At 55.4% G+C, this 19423-nt stretch carries 20 protein-coding genes and 1 riboswitch; of the genes, 4 read left to right on the top strand and 16 right to left on the bottom strand.

Annotated elements, in window-relative coordinates:
* Positions 1–6: 6 nt before the first annotated feature.
* Entirely contained in the window at positions 7–1020 is a 1014-nt protein-coding gene (locus tag OGX98_RS02260; protein ID WP_286594766.1) for a magnesium transporter, read from the bottom strand.
* Positions 1021–1075: 55 nt separating this feature from the next.
* Positions 1076–1259: riboswitch (M-box (ykoK) riboswitch) on the bottom strand.
* A 211-nt stretch (positions 1260–1470) separates the two neighbouring features.
* Here OGX98_RS02260 and OGX98_RS02255 point away from each other — a divergent pair.
* From OGX98_RS02255 to OGX98_RS02240, 4 genes are read left to right on the top strand one after another with little or no spacing between them, the layout of a single operon-like run.
* A complete protein-coding gene (locus OGX98_RS02255; protein WP_286594765.1) occupies positions 1471–1611 on the top strand; it encodes a hypothetical protein in 141 nt (46 codons plus the stop codon).
* Positions 1612–1670: 59 nt separating this feature from the next.
* Positions 1671–2738, top strand: a complete 1068-nt coding sequence (locus OGX98_RS02250) for an HlyD family secretion protein (protein ID WP_048222983.1) — start codon at positions 1671–1673, stop codon at positions 2736–2738.
* The gene (gene rbbA, locus OGX98_RS02245; protein ID WP_048222982.1) at positions 2735–5482 is read left to right on the top strand and encodes a ribosome-associated ATPase/putative transporter RbbA; all 2748 of its coding nucleotides are present in this window, start codon (positions 2735–2737) and stop codon (positions 5480–5482) included. The genes OGX98_RS02250 and rbbA overlap by 4 nt, the downstream gene beginning before the upstream one ends.
* On the top strand, positions 5482–6606 hold the full coding sequence (locus tag OGX98_RS02240; RefSeq protein WP_045448595.1) for an ABC transporter permease: 1125 nt from the start codon (positions 5482–5484) through the stop codon (positions 6604–6606). Before rbbA ends, OGX98_RS02240 begins: the two co-directional genes overlap by 1 nt.
* 63 nt (positions 6607–6669) lie before the next feature.
* Here OGX98_RS02240 and nikR read toward each other — a convergent pair whose 3' ends face one another.
* The 15 genes from nikR to OGX98_RS02165 are packed head-to-tail and all read right to left on the bottom strand — an operon-like array spanning position 6670 to position 19414.
* The gene (nikR, locus tag OGX98_RS02235; RefSeq protein ID WP_137366917.1) at positions 6670–7071 is read right to left on the bottom strand and encodes a nickel-responsive transcriptional regulator NikR; all 402 of its coding nucleotides are present in this window, start codon (positions 7069–7071) and stop codon (positions 6670–6672) included.
* A 49-nt stretch (positions 7072–7120) separates the two neighbouring features.
* Positions 7121–7699 carry a 4'-phosphopantetheinyl transferase AcpT gene (acpT, locus tag OGX98_RS02230; protein WP_048222979.1) on the bottom strand — a complete coding sequence of 193 codons (579 nt, stop codon included), beginning with the start codon at positions 7697–7699 and terminating at the stop codon, positions 7121–7123.
* A 1-nt stretch (position 7700) separates the two neighbouring features.
* Positions 7701–8930 carry a beta-ketoacyl-ACP synthase gene (locus OGX98_RS02225; RefSeq protein WP_045448590.1) on the bottom strand — a complete coding sequence of 410 codons (1230 nt, stop codon included), beginning with the start codon at positions 8928–8930 and terminating at the stop codon, positions 7701–7703.
* Positions 8927–9658 carry a 3-ketoacyl-ACP reductase FabG2 gene (locus OGX98_RS02220; RefSeq protein ID WP_045448588.1) on the bottom strand — a complete coding sequence of 244 codons (732 nt, stop codon included), beginning with the start codon at positions 9656–9658 and terminating at the stop codon, positions 8927–8929. The genes OGX98_RS02225 and OGX98_RS02220 overlap by 4 nt, the downstream gene beginning before the upstream one ends.
* Positions 9655–10131 (bottom strand): hotdog family protein, encoded by a 477-nt coding sequence (locus OGX98_RS02215; RefSeq protein ID WP_045448585.1) that lies wholly within the window; start codon positions 10129–10131, stop codon positions 9655–9657. Before OGX98_RS02215 ends, OGX98_RS02220 begins: the two co-directional genes overlap by 4 nt.
* Positions 10128–11297 carry a beta-ketoacyl-[acyl-carrier-protein] synthase family protein gene (locus OGX98_RS02210; protein ID WP_286594764.1) on the bottom strand — a complete coding sequence of 390 codons (1170 nt, stop codon included), beginning with the start codon at positions 11295–11297 and terminating at the stop codon, positions 10128–10130. Before OGX98_RS02210 ends, OGX98_RS02215 begins: the two co-directional genes overlap by 4 nt.
* 1 nt (position 11298) lies before the next feature.
* Entirely contained in the window at positions 11299–11883 is a 585-nt protein-coding gene (locus OGX98_RS02205; RefSeq protein ID WP_048222974.1) for a DUF3261 domain-containing protein, read from the bottom strand.
* Positions 11880–14198, bottom strand: a complete 2319-nt coding sequence (locus OGX98_RS02200) for an MMPL family transporter (RefSeq protein ID WP_286594763.1) — start codon at positions 14196–14198, stop codon at positions 11880–11882. Before OGX98_RS02200 ends, OGX98_RS02205 begins: the two co-directional genes overlap by 4 nt.
* Positions 14167–14772: a LolA family protein gene (locus tag OGX98_RS02195; protein WP_045448572.1), complete on the bottom strand. Its 606-nt coding sequence runs from the start codon at positions 14770–14772 to the stop codon at positions 14167–14169. Before OGX98_RS02195 ends, OGX98_RS02200 begins: the two co-directional genes overlap by 32 nt.
* Entirely contained in the window at positions 14769–15191 is a 423-nt protein-coding gene (locus tag OGX98_RS02190) for an acyl-CoA thioesterase (RefSeq protein WP_045448568.1), read from the bottom strand. Before OGX98_RS02190 ends, OGX98_RS02195 begins: the two co-directional genes overlap by 4 nt.
* A gap of 3 nt (positions 15192–15194) precedes the next feature.
* The gene (locus OGX98_RS02185; RefSeq protein WP_048222967.1) at positions 15195–16886 is read right to left on the bottom strand and encodes a glycosyltransferase family 2 protein; all 1692 of its coding nucleotides are present in this window, start codon (positions 16884–16886) and stop codon (positions 15195–15197) included.
* Positions 16877–17230 carry an ApeI family dehydratase gene (locus tag OGX98_RS02180; RefSeq protein ID WP_045448564.1) on the bottom strand — a complete coding sequence of 118 codons (354 nt, stop codon included), beginning with the start codon at positions 17228–17230 and terminating at the stop codon, positions 16877–16879. The genes OGX98_RS02185 and OGX98_RS02180 overlap by 10 nt, the downstream gene beginning before the upstream one ends.
* Positions 17217–18578 (bottom strand): AMP-binding protein, encoded by a 1362-nt coding sequence (locus tag OGX98_RS02175; RefSeq protein ID WP_048222965.1) that lies wholly within the window; start codon positions 18576–18578, stop codon positions 17217–17219. Before OGX98_RS02175 ends, OGX98_RS02180 begins: the two co-directional genes overlap by 14 nt.
* A complete protein-coding gene (locus OGX98_RS02170) occupies positions 18575–19156 on the bottom strand; it encodes a COG4648 family protein (RefSeq protein WP_045448560.1) in 582 nt (193 codons plus the stop codon). Before OGX98_RS02170 ends, OGX98_RS02175 begins: the two co-directional genes overlap by 4 nt.
* A gap of 6 nt (positions 19157–19162) precedes the next feature.
* Positions 19163–19414, bottom strand: coding sequence for an acyl carrier protein (locus tag OGX98_RS02165; RefSeq protein WP_005121566.1), 252 nt, complete (start codon positions 19412–19414; stop codon positions 19163–19165).
* Positions 19415–19423: the final 9 nt, after the last annotated feature.

The raw sequence follows: 19423 nt of genomic DNA, 5'->3' as shown, positions 1-19423 counted from the left end.
GCTATATTAGTTCAGGCCAAGAAAATACTGGGCAATTTTAAAGTAGATAATCAACCCGGTACCGTCGATAAGCGTGGCGATAAACGGCGCGGATACGACGGCCGGGTCAATGCCAATACGCTTGAGCAACATTGGGATCACTGATGACACCACGGCGCTCCACAGCGTAATGCAGACCAGTGTCAGGCTGACGATCAGTGTGATTTCCATGCCGATGCCCATCATCCAGGCGCGTACGCAGCCTGCCAGACCTAGTGTCAGGGCGATCAGCAAGGAAGTTGAAACCTCTTTGCGGATCACCCGGCCCATATCCCGTAGCCGCACTTCTCCCAGCGCCATTGAACGTACCAGCGTCGAAGTGATCTGTGTACCGCTGTTTCCGCCGGTACCAATTAGCAACGGAATAAAAAAGGCCAGCGCGATCGCTGATTCCAGCGCCTCTTCGAAGTGCTGAATTACACTACTTGTGTAGGCTTCCGCGACAAACAGCAGCAGGAGCCAGACCGAACGTTTTTTCCACAATGTCCACGGACTAATTTCCAGATAGGGTTTCTCCAGCGGCAGTGTCGCTCCCTGAAGCTGTACGTCTTCGGTAACATCATCCTCCTGTAGATGGGCTATCTCTTTTTCCATCAGACAGCCGACCAGATCGCCTTTCTCAACTACAGCAACCAGATCGAGTTCACGCTCGGCTAGCTCGGCAACGACCATTGCCCGTTCATCATCAGGCTTAACATGGAACAGACAGCTGTCCATAATATGGTTGATGTTCAGCGACGTATCTTTTTCCTGCAGCAGGCGCTTGACGGATAACACCCCGCGTAGCGCTTTCCCTGCAACCACAAAAACCTGACCAGGAATATCATCCGTCGTGAGCTGTGAGACAAAGTATTCGCGGGCACCGTTCACGCTGAGATGATCCGGCAGGGTAATAAAATCGGTACGCATATATTGCGCGATGGCATCGCCATTAAAATCCGGCTCAGGAAGATGGGCGGCGCAGAGTTGCATAGATGACATGGTGTAATTCCCTATAAAAAGCTCTCATAGGGGCGAACAAGACAGGATTAGCACAGGCAGATCCCTACGTCCTGGTTTTAGCACTGAACAACGTATCTGTCCGATGGTGAGATCGTCAGAAGTTACCTTGGCAACACCTTGATTCGATGGATGCCTGTATTTCCCTGAGTGGTCTCTCTCGATACCAGCAGGGCGGTAACTTATATTTGTGCAGGAGCCTCGCCATAACGAGATCGGTAAATGAGCCGCTATTATAGGGATGTCTAATTATTGATTATGTTTATAGTTACGTTTGTTTATCAATCGTTGATATACGGAATAATTTCTGAGTCGGAGCGCGGTAGGGCATAACTGGAAACTACAACCGAATAGACATATCGAATCCAGGTGTTAGTATTCAATAGATAGCAGTTATGAGTATGCGTGTTTCATTTCCGGCCAGGAACGCTGATGATGACAACATTACTACCCGATTTCACAGCATCTTCGTCATTCACTTCCTTTGCGGTGAGCGTTGTCGTGACGCCTGTCCACCGTCTGGCCTTTACTTTTCATTCCTTCTCATCCCGGATGGAATCTCCCGCTGAATAGCTGTTCAGTGGTCTTTGTGACACGCATCGTTTGGTAACAGGGATTATAGCGGGTCGAATATGGATAAAATTAAGCGTCATCTGGTGTGGTGGGGGGCAGGCCTCCTGGTGGTGGCCGCCGCGATAGTATGGTGGATGCTACGTCCGGCGGGAGTACCGGAAGGATTTGCTGCCAGTAATGGCAGAATTGAAGCTACCGAAGTAGATATAGCCACTAAGATTGCCGGGCGTATTGACACGATCCTCGTGTCGGAAGGGCAGTTCGTTCGCCAGGGCGAGGTGCTGGCGAAAATGGATACCCGCGTGCTACACGAGCAGCGGCTGGAAGCGGTCGCGCAAATCAAAGAGGCAGAAAGTGCCGTTGCGGCGGCGCGCGCGTTGCTGGAACAGCGGCAAAGTGAAATGCGCGCCGCGCAGTCGGTAGTAAAGCAGCGCGAGGCGGAACTGCAGTCGGTCTCTAAACGTCATATTCGTTCCCGTTCGCTGTCACAACGTGGAGCGGTATCTGAGCAACAACTGGATGACGATCGTGCCGCTGCCGAAAGCGCGCGGGCTGCGCTGGAATCATCAAAGGCACAGGTCTCTGCGGCGAAAGCGGCTATTGAAGCAGCCCGCACCAGCATTATTCAGGCGCAAACTCGTGTTGAAGCTGCGCAGGCAACCGAACGACGGATTGCGGCAGATATCGATGATAGCGAGCTTAAGGCTCCGCGCGATGGTCGCGTGCAGTACCGCGTAGCTGAACCGGGTGAAGTGCTTTCAGCCGGTGGGCGGGTGCTGAATATGGTCGATCTCAGCGATGTTTACATGACGTTTTTCCTGCCTACTGAACAGGCTGGTCTGCTAAAAATTGGTGGTGAAGCGCGTCTGGTACTGGATGCCGCGCCCGATCTGCGTATTCCGGCAACCATCAGCTTTGTTGCCAGCGTGGCGCAATTTACGCCAAAAACGGTCGAAACCAGCGATGAACGGCTGAAACTCATGTTTCGTGTAAAAGCCCGCATCCCACCGGAGCTGTTACAGCAGCATCTGGAATACGTCAAAACCGGGCTGCCGGGCATGGCCTGGGTACGTCTTGATGAAAGTCGTGCCTGGCCGGATGATCTGGTGGTGAGGTTACCGCAATGACGCAACTGGCGCTGGTTCCCGTTCCTCCCGTGGCGCACCTTGACGGCGTGAGTCAGCATTACGGGGCAACGGTAGCGCTGAACAATATCACGCTGGATATCCCCGCCCGCTGCATGGTGGGGTTGATTGGCCCGGACGGTGTGGGTAAGTCGAGCTTACTGTCCCTCATCTCCGGCGCTCGGGTTATTGAGCGCGGCAACGTGATGGTGCTGGGCGGCGACATGCGTGACCCGAAGCACCGCCGCGATGTCTGCCCGCGCATAGCCTGGATGCCTCAGGGGTTGGGGAAAAACTTGTACCACACGCTGTCGGTGTATGAGAACGTCGATTTTTTCGCACGCCTGTTTGGCCATGATAAAGCAGAGCGCGAGGCGCGAATAACAGAGCTGCTGGATAGCACAGGTCTGGCGCCGTTTCGCGATCGTCCTGCCGGGAAACTCTCGGGTGGGATGAAACAAAAGCTGGGGTTGTGCTGTGCGTTGATCCATGACCCGGAATTATTAATCCTTGATGAACCTACCACCGGGGTGGATCCGCTCTCCCGCGCCCAGTTTTGGGAGTTGATTAACAGCATTCGCCAGCGTCAGACCAACATGAGCGTGCTGGTCGCGACTGCCTATATGGAAGAGGCCGAGCGTTTTGACTGGCTGGTAGCGATGAACGCGGGTGAGGTATTAGCCACAGGTAGTGCACAGCACCTGCGCGAAAAAACCAACAGCGACACGCTGGAGCAGGCGTTTATCGCACTGTTACCTGAAGCCCAGCGTCAGGCGCACAAACCGGTCGTGATCCCGCCTTATCACGCAGAACAAGAAGAGATAGCCATCGAAGCGCGGGATCTGACCATGCGCTTCGGTAATTTTGTTGCCGTTGATCACGTTAATTTTCGCATACCACGCGGAGAGATCTTTGGTTTTCTCGGCTCGAACGGCTGCGGTAAATCCACCACTATGAAGATGCTCACCGGGCTGCTACCAGCCAGTGAGGGTGAGGCGTGGTTGTTCGGACAAGCGGTTGATCCGAAGAATATAGACACTCGTCGTCGGGTGGGCTATATGTCGCAGGCTTTTTCGCTCTACAGCGAACTGACCGTGCGGCAAAACCTGGAACTACACGCACGTCTCTTTCATATTCCGGAAGCGGAGATCCCTGAGCGCGTAAAAGAGATGAGTGAGCGCTTTACGCTGGCCGATGTCGAAGATGTACTGCCTGGCGCGTTACCACTGGGGATACGTCAGCGCCTGTCGCTGGCGGTGGCGGTGATTCATCGCCCGGAAATGTTAATTCTTGATGAGCCTACATCCGGCGTTGACCCGGTGGCCAGGGATATGTTCTGGCAACTGATGGTTGATTTGTCTCGTCAGGATAAAGTAACCATTTTTATTTCCACCCACTTTATGAATGAGGCGGAGCGCTGCGACCGTATGTCGCTGATGCACGCCGGAAAAGTGCTCGCCAGTGGTACGCCTCGGGAACTGGTGAAGCAGCGTGGTGCAGCCAGTCTGGAGGAGGCGTTTATCTCCTGGTTACAGGAAGCAGCAGGGCCGGCCCCTGAAACTCAGTTACCGCCAGCAGATGCTCCGGTTGAGCATGAGAGTAGCTTGCCGCCACGTCAGGGATTTAGCCTGCGGCGTCTGTTCAGTTACAGCCGCCGTGAAGCACTCGAACTACGGCGCGATCCGGTCCGCTCAACACTGGCATTGATGGGTACGGTGATCCTGATGTTGATTATGGGCTACGGCATTAGCATGGATGTGGAAAACCTGCGTTTTGCGGTGCTCGATCGTGACCAAACCGTCAGTAGCCAGGCGTGGTCGCTGAATCTGTCTGGTTCCCGCTATTTTATCGAGCAACCGCCGCTTACCAGTTATGACGAACTGGACAAACGGATGCGCTCGGGTGAGGTGGCGGTAGCAATAGAAATTCCACCTAATTTTGGTCGTGACATTGCACGCGGCACGCCGGTGCAGCTTGGTGTCTGGGTGGATGGCGCGATGCCCAGCCGTGCCGAAACGGTGAGGGGTTACGTACAGGCGATGCACCAGGCCTGGCTACAAGACGTGATGGCGCGTCAACCAAACGCCAGCGGGCAGAACGGACTGATGACCATTGAAACACGCTATCGCTATAACCCGGATGTGAAGAGCCTGCCTGCGATTGTTCCTGCCGTGATTCCATTACTGTTGATGATGATCCCTTCGATGCTTAGCGCCCTGAGCGTGGTGCGCGAGAAAGAGCTGGGGTCGATTATCAACCTGTATGTCACGCCCACTACCCGCAGTGAGTTTTTACTCGGTAAACAACTGCCTTACATCGTACTGGGGATGCTGAACTTTCTGCTGTTGTGTGCGCTATCGGTATTTGTTTTTGGCGTGCCACATAAGGGGAGTTTTTTGACGCTGACGCTTGCTGCGTTGCTGTATGTCACTATCGCTACCGGTCTGGGATTGCTGATCTCCACGTTTATGAAAAGCCAGATTGCGGCCATCTTCGGTACGGCGATTATTACGCTGATCCCGGCAACGCAGTTTTCCGGGATGATCGATCCGGTGGCGTCGCTGGAAGGACCGGGGCGCTGGATCGGTGAAATTTACCCGACCAGCCACTTTCTGACCATTGCGCGCGGCACGTTTTCGAAAGCGCTGGATTTGATGGATCTCTGGCAGTTGTTTATCCCGCTGGTGATCGCTATTCCGGTGGTGATTGGCCTGAGCGTGTTGCTGCTGAAAAAACAGGAGGGGTGATGCGCCGATTACGCAATATTTATAACCTCGGAGTCAAAGAGTTGCGCAGCCTGCTGGGTGATAAGGCGATGCTGGCACTGATTGTCTTCGCCTTCACCATTTCGGTTTACTCTTCTGCAACGGTTCTGCCGGGTTCTCTGCATCTTGCGCCGATTGCTATTGCCGATATGGACCAGTCACAACTGTCGAACCGTATCGTGAACAGTTTTTATCGCCCATGGTTTTTACCGCCGGAAATGATCACCGCGGATGAAATGGATGCTGGCCTTGATGCCGGACGTTATACCTTTGCGGTGAATATTCCCCCCAACTTTCAGCGTGATGTGCTGGCAGGGCGGCAACCAGAGCTACAGGTTAATGTGGATGCCACGCGTATGAGCCAGGCATTTACTGGCAACAGCTATATCCAGAATATTATCAGTGGTGAGGTGAACAGCTTTGTTGCTCGCTATCGTGATAACAGTATGACGCCGGTCGGGCTGGAGATCCGTATGCGCTTCAACCCGAATCTGGAACCCGCGCGTTTCGGGGCTGTAATGGCAATCATCAACAATATCACCATGCTGGCGATTGTACTCACCGGGTCGGCGCTGATCCGCGAGCGCGAACACGGGACCATTGAGCACCTGTTGGTGATGCCGGTGACGCCGTTTGAGATAATGATGGCAAAAATCTGGTCGATGGGGCTGGTGGTGCTGGTGGTTTCTGGCCTGTCGTTGATGCTGATGGTGAAAGGCGTTCTCGGCGTGCCGATTGAAGGCTCCATACCATTGTTTATGCTCGGCGTGGCGCTGAGCCTGTTTGCCACAACGTCCATTGGCATTTTTATGGGCACGCTGGCGCGTTCAATGCCACAACTGGGGTTGCTGATGATTCTGGTGCTGCTGCCATTACAGATGCTCTCTGGAGGTTCTACGCCGCGCGAAAGCATGCCGCAGGCGGTGCAGGATATCATGCTGACCATGCCGACCACCCACTTTGTCAGTCTCGCACAGGCGATACTCTATCGTGGCGCAGGGTTCAGCATCGTCTGGCCGCAATTCCTGACGTTACTGGCGATCGGCTGCGCGTTCTTCCTGATAGCACTGCTGCGTTTTAGAAAGACGATTGGCACAATGGCGTAGTGCCGGAAAACAGAACCGACGTAGGCCGGGCAAGCTAAGCGCCCCCGGCAACGTAACGGGCAATTACTCTTCTTTTGGCAAACACTGCAAATGGCCATGGCGTACGCCGCGCTGGGAAATGACGTCGTCAGCAAAATGCTGGACATCGCCCATGTCGCCTTTCAGAACGGCGATTTCAAGGCAGTCGTCATGGTTGATGTGAACATGTAGCGTGGCGACTGACAAATCATGGTGATGATGTTGGGTTGAAACAATGCGGCTGGCTAAGTCGCGTTTCTCATGTTCGTAAACATAGGACAGCACGGCGAAACCCTGAGTGCCGTGCTCCTGGGTGGTCTCTTGTGCCAGCGCACTGCGCAGAATGTCACGGATCGCTTCGGAGCGGTTGTTGTAGCCACGGCGCTGGCTCAGGCTATCCAGCGTTTCCAGTAAATCGTCATCGAGAGTAATGGTGACTCGTTGCATCTGCAGTTAACCTTTCATATGGTGCGTCGGCGCACAGGGAATGCGGGAGTTACAGCCTCTGAACGGCGTCGGCTGTCAGGGTAAATGGTGTCGGAGTACACACTGCCAGGCTCAGCGTATCGAGCTGACACTGGCTAACAGAGAGCGAGGATGTCAGCGTGGTGCTGTCGACGCTGACAATTTGCCAGGCGCTACCGCCTCGCTGTTTAATGATGGCTTCTTTACGCGTCCAGATACGCCAGAAAGCCGCCAGCTGTTGGTCTGGATGTTCTGCTTCTATTTCGGCATGTTCTCTCAGGCTGAACACCGTATTTGCCAGCGTCTGCCAGTTGTCGCGTGGGCGTACGACTTCAATATCGCAGCCCACTTCCCCTTCGTCGCTGAGCAGCAGAGCGATGTCATCGCCGCTGTGGCTAAGGTTGAACCATAGCGGCGTGTCGGCTGTAAAAGCCGGTTTTCCTTGCTCGCCGTAGATGATGTCAGGCAATGGCGAAAGGGTATGGGAAAGCAGCACGCGGCCCGCCAGCCAGCGTTCACGGCGAGCACCCTGCGGTGCCTGCTCGAAGAGCGCGGGAGGCAATGTGCCAGCGCTTAAAGTAGAAACTTTCCCGAGAACGATCCGGTACATATCAGGGCCAACGTTTGATGATAATGGAAGTATTGATGCCGCCAAACGCAAAGTTATTGCTCTGCAGGAACTCACAATCAATCTTGCGGGCTTCACCCATAATGTAATCCAGCGCGCCGCAATTGGCATCTGGCTGGCTCAAATTTAGCGTAGGTGCAAACCAGCCTTCACGCATCATTTGCAGACTCATCCAGGCTTCCAGTGCGCCACAGGCGCCAAGGGTATGCCCAAAATAACTTTTAAGCGAGGAGAGCGGTACATTATCACCATAAACTGCGGCGGTTGCCTGGCTTTCTGCAATATCACCACGATCGGTTGCGGTACCATGTGCAGAAATATAACCGATATCCCGGGCACCAATACCGGCCATCTTCAGCGATTTTTCCATGCAAATCTGCATCGTTTCGCGTTGTGGTTGGGTAATATGCGCAGCATCGCAGTTGGTAGCAAAACCGACGATTTCGCCGTAAATAGTGGCCCCGCGCGCTTTAGCGTGTTCCAGTTCTTCCAGCACCAGCGTGCCCGCGCCCTCACCAATCACCAGACCATCGCGTTTTTCATCAAACGGGGAGGGGGTGGTTTTCGGTGCATCGTTGCGCTGGCTGGTGGCGAATAGTGTATCAAACACTGCGGCTTCAGAAGGACATAGTTCTTCTGCGCCACCTGCGACCATCACCGTTTGATAACCGTGTCGAATAGCTTCCCATGCGTAACCAATCGCCTGGCTACCAGAGGTGCAGGCGCTGGAGGTTGGGATTACCCGCCCGCGCAGGCCGAAAAACAGACCGGTGTTAACGGCAGTGGTGTGCGGCATCATCTGCACGTAAGTTGTGCCGGTGATGTTATTGGTGTGCTTCTCGGTCAGCATGGTGGCGAACTCGCTCACCGGGCCGGTACTTCCGGTGGAGGAACCGTACGCGATTCCAGTTTCACCGTTGGTCAGTATCTGATCGCCAATCAGCCCTGCTTGTTCAAGTGCCAGTTCGGATGCGCGCGTGGACATCAGCGACACGCGTCCCATGGCGCGAATACGCTTGCGGGTATAGTGTTCCGGCAGGGTGAAATCGTCGATCGGCGCGCCAAGCAGCGTGTGCAGTCCGTCATAAACCTGCCACTCCGGCATTTTGCGTACCGCATTTTCATACGCCAGTAACCTGGCGGAGACATCCTGCCATTTTTCCCCAAAGGCGGTGACGCCGCCCATGCCTGTAATCACGACACGACGTGTCATAACATCCCTCCATTGATGGAAATCACCTGACGAGTCACATAACCCGCCACATCCGACATTAAATAGCTGGCAAGTCCGGCCACTTCTTCGGCCTGACCTATCCGTTTCATTGGGATCATCGACATGGCCTCTTTCAGCGCGGCTTCCTCCATCTCGATCATTCCGGTATCAATGAGTCCCGGTGCGATGCAATTTACGGTGATTTTGCGTTTTGCCAGCTCAATGGCCAGCGCTTTGGTTGCACCGATAATCCCTGCTTTTGCTGCACTGTAATTGACCTGGCCGCGATTGCCCATTATGCCGGAAACCGAGGACAGCGTGATGATACGTCCGCCCTGGCGTGCGCTAATCATCGGCATAATGCATGGATGAATGACGTTATAGAAACTGTCGAGGTTGGTGTGGATCACCGCATCCCAGTCATTATCGTTGAGCGCAGGGAAAGCGGCATCGCGGGTGACCCCGGCGTTGCTGATGATGCCGTACCATGCGCCATGTGCGTCAATATCCTGCTCCAGTACTTCACGGCACTGTTCGCGATTAGCAACATCAAACGTCAGCAGACGCCCTGCACCACCAGCGGTGAGGATAGAATCTAGCGTTTCTTGCGCACCTTGCGCATCACGATGATAGTGAACGCCGACCACAAAACCGTCCGCCGCCAACTGTAGGGCGATGGCGCGACCGATACCTTTGCTGGCACCCGTAACTAAAACTGAACGACTCATGTGGACGCTCCTTGTTGAAATAGCGTGTTAATTTCTTCAGATGTCGGCTGGAAGGTGTTGACGCGACCGGTTGCCAGCGTCTCTTCGCCCGCCTGAATGGCGCATTCGAAGCTGCCGAAACGTGCGTCCTGCATCAGCAATTTGACATTGATACTTAGCATCCTGCCTGCAGGCAGAACCCCCGCAGCACAGACTAACTCGCGCGCGCCAAGCACCATGCCTAAAGCAATACTCTCCTGACCTTGTTGCTGACGGTGCCAGCCAGACCAGACGCCGATGGTCTGCGCCATTAATTCCAGCGCGAACCAGCCGGGCAGGTTGCCGTCTGGATCGAGAAAGGGGGCCAGCACGCTGTTTGCTGATATTGTCACGTGGCAGATGGCGGTCTCGTCCGTCACGCTTGCGACCTCTTCGAGTAGCAGCATCGGCGCATCGTGCGGTAAATAGTCGCCAGGCGATAAATAGTGGCTCATGAGATTCTCCCGAGCAGGATACTGGCATTGTTCCCGCCGAAGGCAAACGAATTAGACAAGATTACCGGGCGAGCCAGCGGCTGCGGCTGCTCAATGATGCCGCAGGGCGGCAGCGTTTCATCGCGTGGCGACTGGCTAAAATCCTGCGGCGGCAGCGGCAGGTCGCGTTGTAAAATCAACATACTGATGGCTGCTTCGGTAATCCCGGCCGCGCCCAGAGTGTGCCCGGTCAGGTGTTTAGTCGAACTGCACGGGACATTTTCGCCAAAAATCGCGTTCACGACTTTGGACTCAATCTGATCGTTTAACGGTGTAGCGGTACCGTGCAGATTGATATAGCCCACCTGATCCGGCGTAATCCCCGCGTCGTTAAGCGCCTGGCCTATGGCGCGAATAGCACCTTCCCCCTGTGGATGGGGAGCTGAAATATGGTAAGCGTCGCTGGATTCACCGACGCCCAGTAGCGCAATGGGCTGTGGTTCACGGGTCAATAGCATCAACGCGGCACCTTCGCCGATGGTGATCCCGCTACGGTCGCGGCCAAACGGCTGACACCGCGTCAGGGAGAGGGATTCCAGACTGTGGAAGCCGTTGATTGGCATCCGACTGAGCGTATCAGCACCGCCAACAATCGCGATGTCCGCCAGACCGGATTCAATCAGGCGACGTCCGCTCATAATAGCGCGCGCGCTGGATGAACAGGCAGTTGAGAGGGTAAAGGCCGGACCATCCAGCGCCAGCCAGTGGCTGAGAAAGCGCGAGGGATCGCCCAACTCCTGCTGCGGATAGTGCCATTCGGTGCTCACTTTGCCATTGAGCGTGAGATCAACGTGAACGTCACCTTCATCCAGCCCGGAGGTACTGGTGCCGAGCACGATAGCAATCCGATCGCGGCCATACCGGGCGATGGCGTCATCCACCTGTGGCTGGATTTGCGCCAGTGCCGCCAGCAGCAGCTGATTATTGCGTGAACGATGGGCGCGAAAATTGTCGGGAATGGTCGGAAGTTCACCGTCAATGCCTGCTAATACGGCGCACGGATGCCCTTGCAGCCAGTCTGTGCGGGCGCGCATTCCGGGTGCTATGCCACGTGTGAGGTTAGCTGCGATTTCATCGGCGTCGTTGCCCAATGCGTTAATCATGCCAACGGCAGAAATGTAGATCATCTCAGTCACCCAGGTATTGAATGGTGATGTGGTATTTAAAAACGTGCTGCTCGATACTGATAGGCTCGCGTTTTCCTTTCCGATTCAGATACGTGATTTCCGTAACCAGTTTGCCGTTGGCGTTGCGCAGTTCGCGTGTGTCACCCATATCAATGAGCGTCCAGCCTTTCGGCAATTGTGGCTGCCAGGCGCTAATTGGCCAATGGCTGAGCATCACGTCAGCCAGCACCTGGCTGGCGGGCGGCAGTTGCGGCACGATGATTGATTGTTCGGTATGTAAGCCTTTTTCATCGTAAGTCACAAGAAACAGACGAATGCCGACCGACGACAGCCCGGCAAGCGTTATTTTCCTGTCGTCGGCGTTAAGCATTACCAACAGTGACTGGGTTTTGCCGTTAAAACTGCCGGTCAGCAACTGTTGTGAATTAACCTGGGGGGAAATCCCCGGGGCAGGCAGCGTCACGCGTGTGCCCGGCTCCAGCCACGCTTGCGGACGGCCTTCCTGTTCCGGCTGTGAGTGGCTGCATCCGGTGAGAATTAACGTAGCGACCAGTGCGGCGGCGCGCCAGAATGTCTGTTTGATCATTTTCTTTTTTTCTCTTTTTTACCAGGCATCGCCAGTGGTGAAAGCAGGAATGCGGTGAAAATACCGCTCACCAGTACAATGCCAAAACTGCTGATGGCTTGAGTGGCGCTGAATACCAGCATGCCGAGCGTCAGGAGCGTGGTCATCATCGCCAGAGTGATAGCCAGCAGCGATGTCAGCGGTGTGCCGCGTGGATTACTGAAAAACAGCGTGTAGTTAATGCCGATTCCCAATACCAGCACCAGGGCCAGCAGTGAGAACAGGTTGAGCGCATGACCACTCAGGGCCATTACCGCCAGGCCACAACCTAAAGACAGCACTGAGGGTACCAGGCTGATAAAACCCTTACGCCAGCCAAGTCGGATGACAGCCCCGCAAGCGATTACCGCCAGCGCAATGCATAGCAGGCCGGTCAGGATATGGCGATACAGGGCGAAAAGCGTGTCGAAGCTGCTCTTACGGTCCACCCACGCGACGCCGGGATATTTCGCGCTGAGTGTGTTTAATGCCGTACTTTGTTTAACGCCTTCAACGGGAACCAGTACGCTGCTCTCGCCATCAGCCAGTGTCAGCCACAGTAACCGCCAGCCTTCGCTGGCTGAACTGGCAAGCCAGGCTTCGACTGTTACCGGCATGGCGGTAAGGTCGGGATTTACCGTTGCCAGTCCGGCGTGATTCAGGGCTTTCGTTACGGCGGGCGCAGCGTCTTTAAGCAGAGTGAGATCCTGTTGCTGTCGGGCGAGCGAATTTAGCGGAATAGTGCGATATCCGCCGAGTAATCCCTCTTTTTTCGCCTGTTCCAGCGCCGGAATAAAGGTTTCCAGCCGCTCCAGCGTTTGTTGTGCAGATTTGCCGTACACCACAAACCACTTCTGATCGACGCTTTGCCCGGTCAGGGCAGTAATCGCTTTTTCCTGAGCCAGAATATCCTGCGGCAGCGCCTGTAGCTGGGAGATATCATCGTCCACGCGCAGCGTCGCCATGCCTGCCAGCGAGAACAGCGCCAGCGCTACCGGCAGGCCAACGGCAAGTTTTTTATTGCGTCGCCAGGCGGCAAGCCAACGTAACATCAGCACCATCGCCGGAACCGGACGCACCGGCAGACCGCGGCACAGCCATGGGTGCCAGAAAATCACCGTCAAGCAGGAGGCGCTCAGACCCACCGCCGCGAATACCGCCATCTGACGGATTCCGGGGAAGGGGGCCAGCATCATGATCAGGTATGCTGCGACGGTGGTGAGTAACGCCAGCAGCAGTGCGTTACGCACTTTGGCGAGACTTTGCCATGGCGATGTTTCCGCACCGTGTACCATCCGCTCGGTCAGGTAGTAGAGCGTATAGTCAGCGGAAATGCCGATGATGCTCATGCTCATGACCAGCGTCATCAGGTGGAGTTCACCGAAAATCAGCAGCGTGACGACAGTACCCGCCAGCGCGCCAACGCCAATCGAAATCAGGCATAGCAGCAGCGGGCGCAGCGAGCGAAACACCGCCACAATCAGCAGTATCACCCCGATCACGGTAGCTATACCGAGGGTAGAGATGTCTTGTTTCGCCTGCTGGCTGGCGTAATCGCTATAGAACAGCGTCCCGCGCGACAACAGTTGTGCCTGGGGATATTGTGCTTTGAGTTCATTTTCCAGCGTAGTAAGCGTGGTGACCAGGTGGTGTGTCTGTTGCATATCAAACGATGAACCGGTCAGTTCGCCGTGCAGCAGATACCAGTAGTTGCCTTGTTCATCCTGAGTGACCAGCCAGCCATCCATCAGGCGCAAGCGCTGGCCGTTTTTGGCCATCGCCAGCTGCGAGCCGCGCATCAGCATCAGTGGATCGTTTTGCAGCTCTTTACCACTGACGCCGGAAAAGGCTGAGTAAAGTTGGGAGAGGATCCACTGGGCCTGCGCTTCACCGCCGTTTTGCAGTCTGGCGCGGGTGTCGTTATCTATCAGGCCGTTGCGATTTTGCCAGAAGAATGCCCCCCATGCCTGCTGGCTGTCGGCATCCATCGGGCCTTTCACCTGTGCCAGCGCGTGTGATTTTTGCAGCAACGTCAGCCAGCCGCGGGCCACCGCCGGGTCTGGCCGTTTACCGGGACTCACCAGCCAGACCAGTTGTCGGTCGAGGCGCTGCATGAAACCTTCGTTCAGGCTCGGTGGTATGGTCCCCAGCGTCTGTTTTGGCAACATTGCCAGCACGCTGCTGTTGAGACGAGCCTGAGGTAGCAGCGTCAGCAAAACGCCCAGCAGTATCAGGCAGGCGATTCCCCATAACAGCGCGGGACGTTTACTGGGTTGCAAAGCGTTGGCGTTCGTCATCGGTCAGTTGCGCTGGCGTCAGTTGGTGTTGAGAAAGCGCGATATCGGTGCGATCGCCCTGTTTATCGTTGAGCTGAATACTCTCCAGATAGGTTTTTCCGGCTAAATCAATAGTCGCAAAAATCTTATCCAGCGGTGTGGTAATAGGCGTCAGGCGTAGTGTCCAGCGGCCTTCACCTAAATCTGCAAACTCTACACGGAAGTTCTGCTCCAGCACTTTACGATCCGCCTGGAATAACGCACGCAGCAGATGATTGAACTGGAACATTTGCGGGTTGTTATCGGCGGTGATGGTTTGTGGTGGCTGACCGTTAATCACCTGAACCATCCGTTTGTCATCCAGCAGCAACTGCATCGGGAACGGAGCGGTTTGATCCCACAGTAAGCCCTGGTCGCGTGCGATCAGCATCCGGCCCTGAGATCGCAACGGCTGCGGCAGATCCTTTATCGTCCGGGTTTGATCGAAGTGGGCACGGACTACCGGCTGTTCGGTAAAACGCTGTTGCAGGGAGTCAAGCGTCAGGGCGCTGACGAATGGGCTGATGAGTAGCGCCAGCAGTGGCCATAATTTCATGGTGTGACCCCCATGCGTTCAAACAGAATATCCGGGCTGACGAAGCATAGCTCGCGACTTTTTTCATCCACCGCGACCTGAATGGTGTAGCCCGTGGTGGCGCGTTTCCCTGTTTCAGCATCGAAAATTTCGTAGCCGATACGCAGACGATTTTCGAATTCCTTAATCTGAGCACGTACACGGATACGCTGTTCGAAGGTCAGGGCGTTACGGTATTTCACCCGTGTATCGACCACCGGCCACAGATAGCCAGATTCTTTCATCTGCCGATAGCCGTAATCGAACTGGTTCAGCAGTGCCTCACGGGCAATCTCGAAATAGCGGAAGTAGTTGCCATGCCACGCGACGCCCATCATATCGACGTCATGGAACGGAATAGTCAGCTCGACTTCAGCCGTAAATCGGGGATCGTTAAGCACCCTTTACTCCTTGTCTTTGGTATCCGGCAGTTGCCAGAAATCGAAAAAGTTAAACCAGTCAAGCGGCGACTGAAGCGCATAGTGCTCCAGGCGTTCGGCGTAGCGATCGATAGCATTCTGTAACGCGTGTTGCCGGCTGGCGCGCGGTAAGAGCAACGGGTCGGCAAACGGCTCGCAGTGAATGCGTAGTTTATTCTGCTGGCGCAGGGCAAAAATCAGATCGACCGGGCAGCGTAAAATAGACGCAAGGATAAACGGCCCCTGCGGGAAGGGAGCAGCTTGTCCCATAAAGCGGCTCCAGCAGACGCGCCATTCGCCGCCACGTTGGGTATTTACCGCGATGCGATCGCCGACGATGGCGATCCATTCTCCGCGCTCCAGTTTCTCTTTGAGCAGAATGGCGGTATCCGGGCCGATATCGTTCACCGGAAGCAGGTTTAGTCCGGCCTGTGGGGCCATCTCTTCCATGATTTGCCTGAAACGCTGGGCGTTCTCGCTGAATACCAGTGCATTGATGGTTTTGCTGCCCTGTAGTTGGGCCAGAGCCCTACAGGCTTCGACATCGCCCAGATGTGAAGCCAGCAGTAGTTTTCCCCGCGGATCGCTGACGTTTAACGCCTCTTCTGCGCCTGGCGCGAAAACCACATCGCGACCAAAGTGCAGTTCACCGCGCCAACTGGCAATTTTATCCAACATTGCGTCGCCAAAACGCAGGAAATGTTGATAGCTGGTCAGGTTTGACGGCACTGCCATCTGACGTGCGGTCAGTTGTGCCCGTACGCGGCTAATCCAGCTCTGAGATGCTTTACGAGCGGCCGAAGCCGTGAGCCAGTAAACGCCGACTACCGGATATAGCATCAGGGAAAATACCTTGCGTCCCAGAAAACGCCAGACCAGCACCATCAGACGCATTCCCCACAGCCCTTTGACCTCTTGCTGATGTGCCCAGTGTGTGGATGAGCGGCGAAGAAGCAGGGAAGGGATGCGCGGCAACATGCCAAAGAACAGGCGTGTATGCATCCGTGAAATGCGCAGGTTGTCTTTGAGCGCGTCGAAATGGGACAGTCCATCCAGTGGGTAGGTAACCCTGGTTGGAATAAAATAGCTGGTGTTGCCTTGCCAGTAGAGGCGTACCATCACTTCGGTGTCAAAATCCATTCGCTTGCCAAGCGTCACGCGCTGCGCCAGTTGAAGCGTTGGCGCAACCGGATACACCCGGAAACCGCACATGCTGTCTTTTAACTGCAGTGAAAGCGTTTCTATCCACACCCAGACGTGGGTTACCCAGCGTCCGTACAGGCGCGAGCGGGGAATTGAGCCATCGTAAATCGGTTGTCCGGAAATCAGCGCCGTCGGATGTTCTTTCGCCAGCGCAAGCAGTCTGGGAATATCTTCAATGTCATGCTGTCCGTCGGCATCCACTTGCACCGCATGGCTGAACCCTGCGTCTGCCGCGGCCTGCATTCCCCGGAGCACCGCAGCACCTTTGCCCGCGTTTACAGGCAGGCGGATTAATGTCAGATTGCTATTTTCAGCTGCCAGGCGAGCCAGTTCATCCCGTGTGGCGTCATCACTGCCATCGTCGACCACAATGCAGGGGAGGTCAAACGGCTGTAGACGTGCCAGTACGCGCGACATCATCGCGCCATGGTTGTAGCAAGGGATCAGCACGCAAGGGGAAAAGGTTAGTGACATAACCGAATCTTCCCGCTGCTGGCGGTATGACGCGCTTCGCCGTCGTGACGCTGGTAGCTGAAAGAGAGCATCTGACGCTCTTCCTGCCAGCTCAGACTCAGGGTTACGGTTGTTCCCGGCAGGAGCGGTGACTGGAATTTCACGTTCTGAATACTGTGAAAACGCCAGCCGGGGATCAGCAGCGTGGTGGCGTAATGCATCACCCAATCCAGCTGTGCAACGCCAGGCAGCAGTGGCTGCACAGCAAAATGCCCGCTGAACCAGAACAAAGAAGGGTCGAGATGTAAAACGATCTCAGCCTGTTGAGGCTGTGCCTGGTGGCGCTCGATTTCATGGGGTTTCATGAAATAACTCCTGTAATTGCGCATAGACACGCTTGTTCATACTGTTGACCGGGATTTCGTCAATCACGCGCCAGTAGCGAGGAACGGCGACCGGCTCCAGCCACGGCAGCAGCGAGCGCCTCCAGCTCAGCTCTTGCGGTTTCCCCCCGCATTCATGCCAGCGTTGACGCGCCTCGTTATCCAGCACTAACAGGACGCCAACTCCCTGACGCCCTCCGCGTGAGACGGGCAATGCCGCGACTTCGCGGATACCGTCCAGAGCCAGTAAGCGTTGCTCCACTTCGCTGAGTGAAATACGCTTCTCTTCAATTTTGACCACGCGACCCCGTCTACCCATCAGACGGAACTGCCCGCTTTCTGTAAAATGCAGAATATCGTCGAGCAACAGGCCATCATCAGCGGCGATAAGTGGAGAAAACACGCGAAATGCCTCGTTTTCTGGCTGGAATATGACCCCCGGGAAGGGCTGCCATGCCACATCATCCCGCTGGCGATAACGCCAGGCGAGGATGCCGGTTTCGGTGCTGCCGTAGATCTCATCGGGCCATACGTTCAGCCAGTCAGCGGCCTGCGTGACGTCCTGCCAGGGCAGCATGCCGCCTGCGGACAGAATCATCTCGACCGGCGGCGGGGTAAGCTGATGATCGAGGCGTTTCAGAAACGCCGGGCTGCTGATAAACACATAGCGATGTTCATGGCTTAGCGCCGCCAACTGCTCGGCGTACCACAGCATTGCAGCATGTAACGGTAAACCTAAGGCCATTGGCAAGAAGATACGAAACGTCAGACCATACAGATGCTGTGGCACCACTGACGCGACCACCCGACAACCTGCCAGGCGATCGGCAAAACGCGTCGCGAGCAGCGCGGCTTCGTTATCCAGACGATTGATTGGCTTGATGACCCGTTTCGGCTGGCCGGTGGAGCCGGAGGTGAAGAGTTCCACGAAGGCGTCGCTGGGTATTGCCGGGAAAGTAATATCGTAGGTAGCGGGTTTCATGGCAGAACTGACAACCAGCAGTGCACCTTGCCAGTCCAGTGCTTTATCGCTCAGTACGCCATCAAACAGCGCATGCTGCTCGTTTAATAATGAAACACGGCAATGGCCAGGGATCACCGGTATTTTGCCTGCGTGGAGCGTTGCCAGCAGTGCGACGATAAATAAATAACTGTTCTCGAAGCACAATGCCCAGCGTTCACCTTCCTGCTGCTGCAGATGTGTTATCAACCGGGCCACATCATGGCGCAGATGACCAAGTGTCCAGGTGTGCTCTTCCTGCCACGCTACAGGCACTCCGTCCGGACGTGGGGCACTGAGCCATTGAGCAAGAGTGAGGGGCTGCTTCATTGGGTATCTCGTTTTATCATCTGTTGGCGAACTAACCACTCACCCGCCATGAGTGTTCCCATCAGCAGATAGGAGATCATACCGTTCCAGGTCGTCCACAGTGACATATCGCCATACAGTGCGGTAAAAAGCGCAACGCTCCCGTTAAGGATGAAAAAGGCGCACCAGATTTGCGTCACACGGCGAGTGTAGCGCACACCTGCTTCGGGAAGGTTTGGGTCACGCAGTCGCGCCAGCCGTTCGACAATTGGCATGGCTGACCAGAGTGAGCCGCCAAATACCGCCAGCATGACGCCATTTACCACCACCGGATAAAACAGCAACAGTTGGTGCGTTTTGAGCAGATAGCTGGCAATGCACAGTGTGATGCCAGCGACCGCCACTACCTGTGTCACGACGCGCAACGGCCCCGCCTGTCGCCGGGTCTGGCGAAAGCGTAAAAAAAGGAGTAGCGCCATCAACGGCAGCAGCCAGTGCAGGCTGTTATGCGCCAGGCCAAACCAGATTAAAAATGGCCAGGCCAACAGCAGTAAACCTGTTAGCAGTTGTACGACTGGCAGCGAGCGAGTGCCCGACACGGTGAGTTACGCTTCTTTGAGAAGGCGTTCTACCGCATCGACGACATCTTGTACGGTGCGTACTGCTTTGAACTCTTCCGGCTTGATTTTCTTACCGGTTTTCTTTTGCAGATGCACGATCATGTCGACGGCATCAATGCTGTCGAGCTCCAGATCTTCGTACAGGCGTGCCTCAGGCTTGATATCCTGTGGGTCGACTTCGAATAGCTTAACCAGCAGCGAGGAGACTTCTTCGTAAATGGCTTTTTGTTCGGTCATAACGGACTA

Source organism: Citrobacter sp. Cm046, assembly GCF_030333065.1.
GTDB classification, from domain to species: Bacteria; Pseudomonadota; Gammaproteobacteria; order Enterobacterales; family Enterobacteriaceae; genus Citrobacter; species Citrobacter murliniae.
Note: the sequence above shows the minus strand (reverse complement) of the source record. Positions and strands in the feature narration are given on the sequence as shown.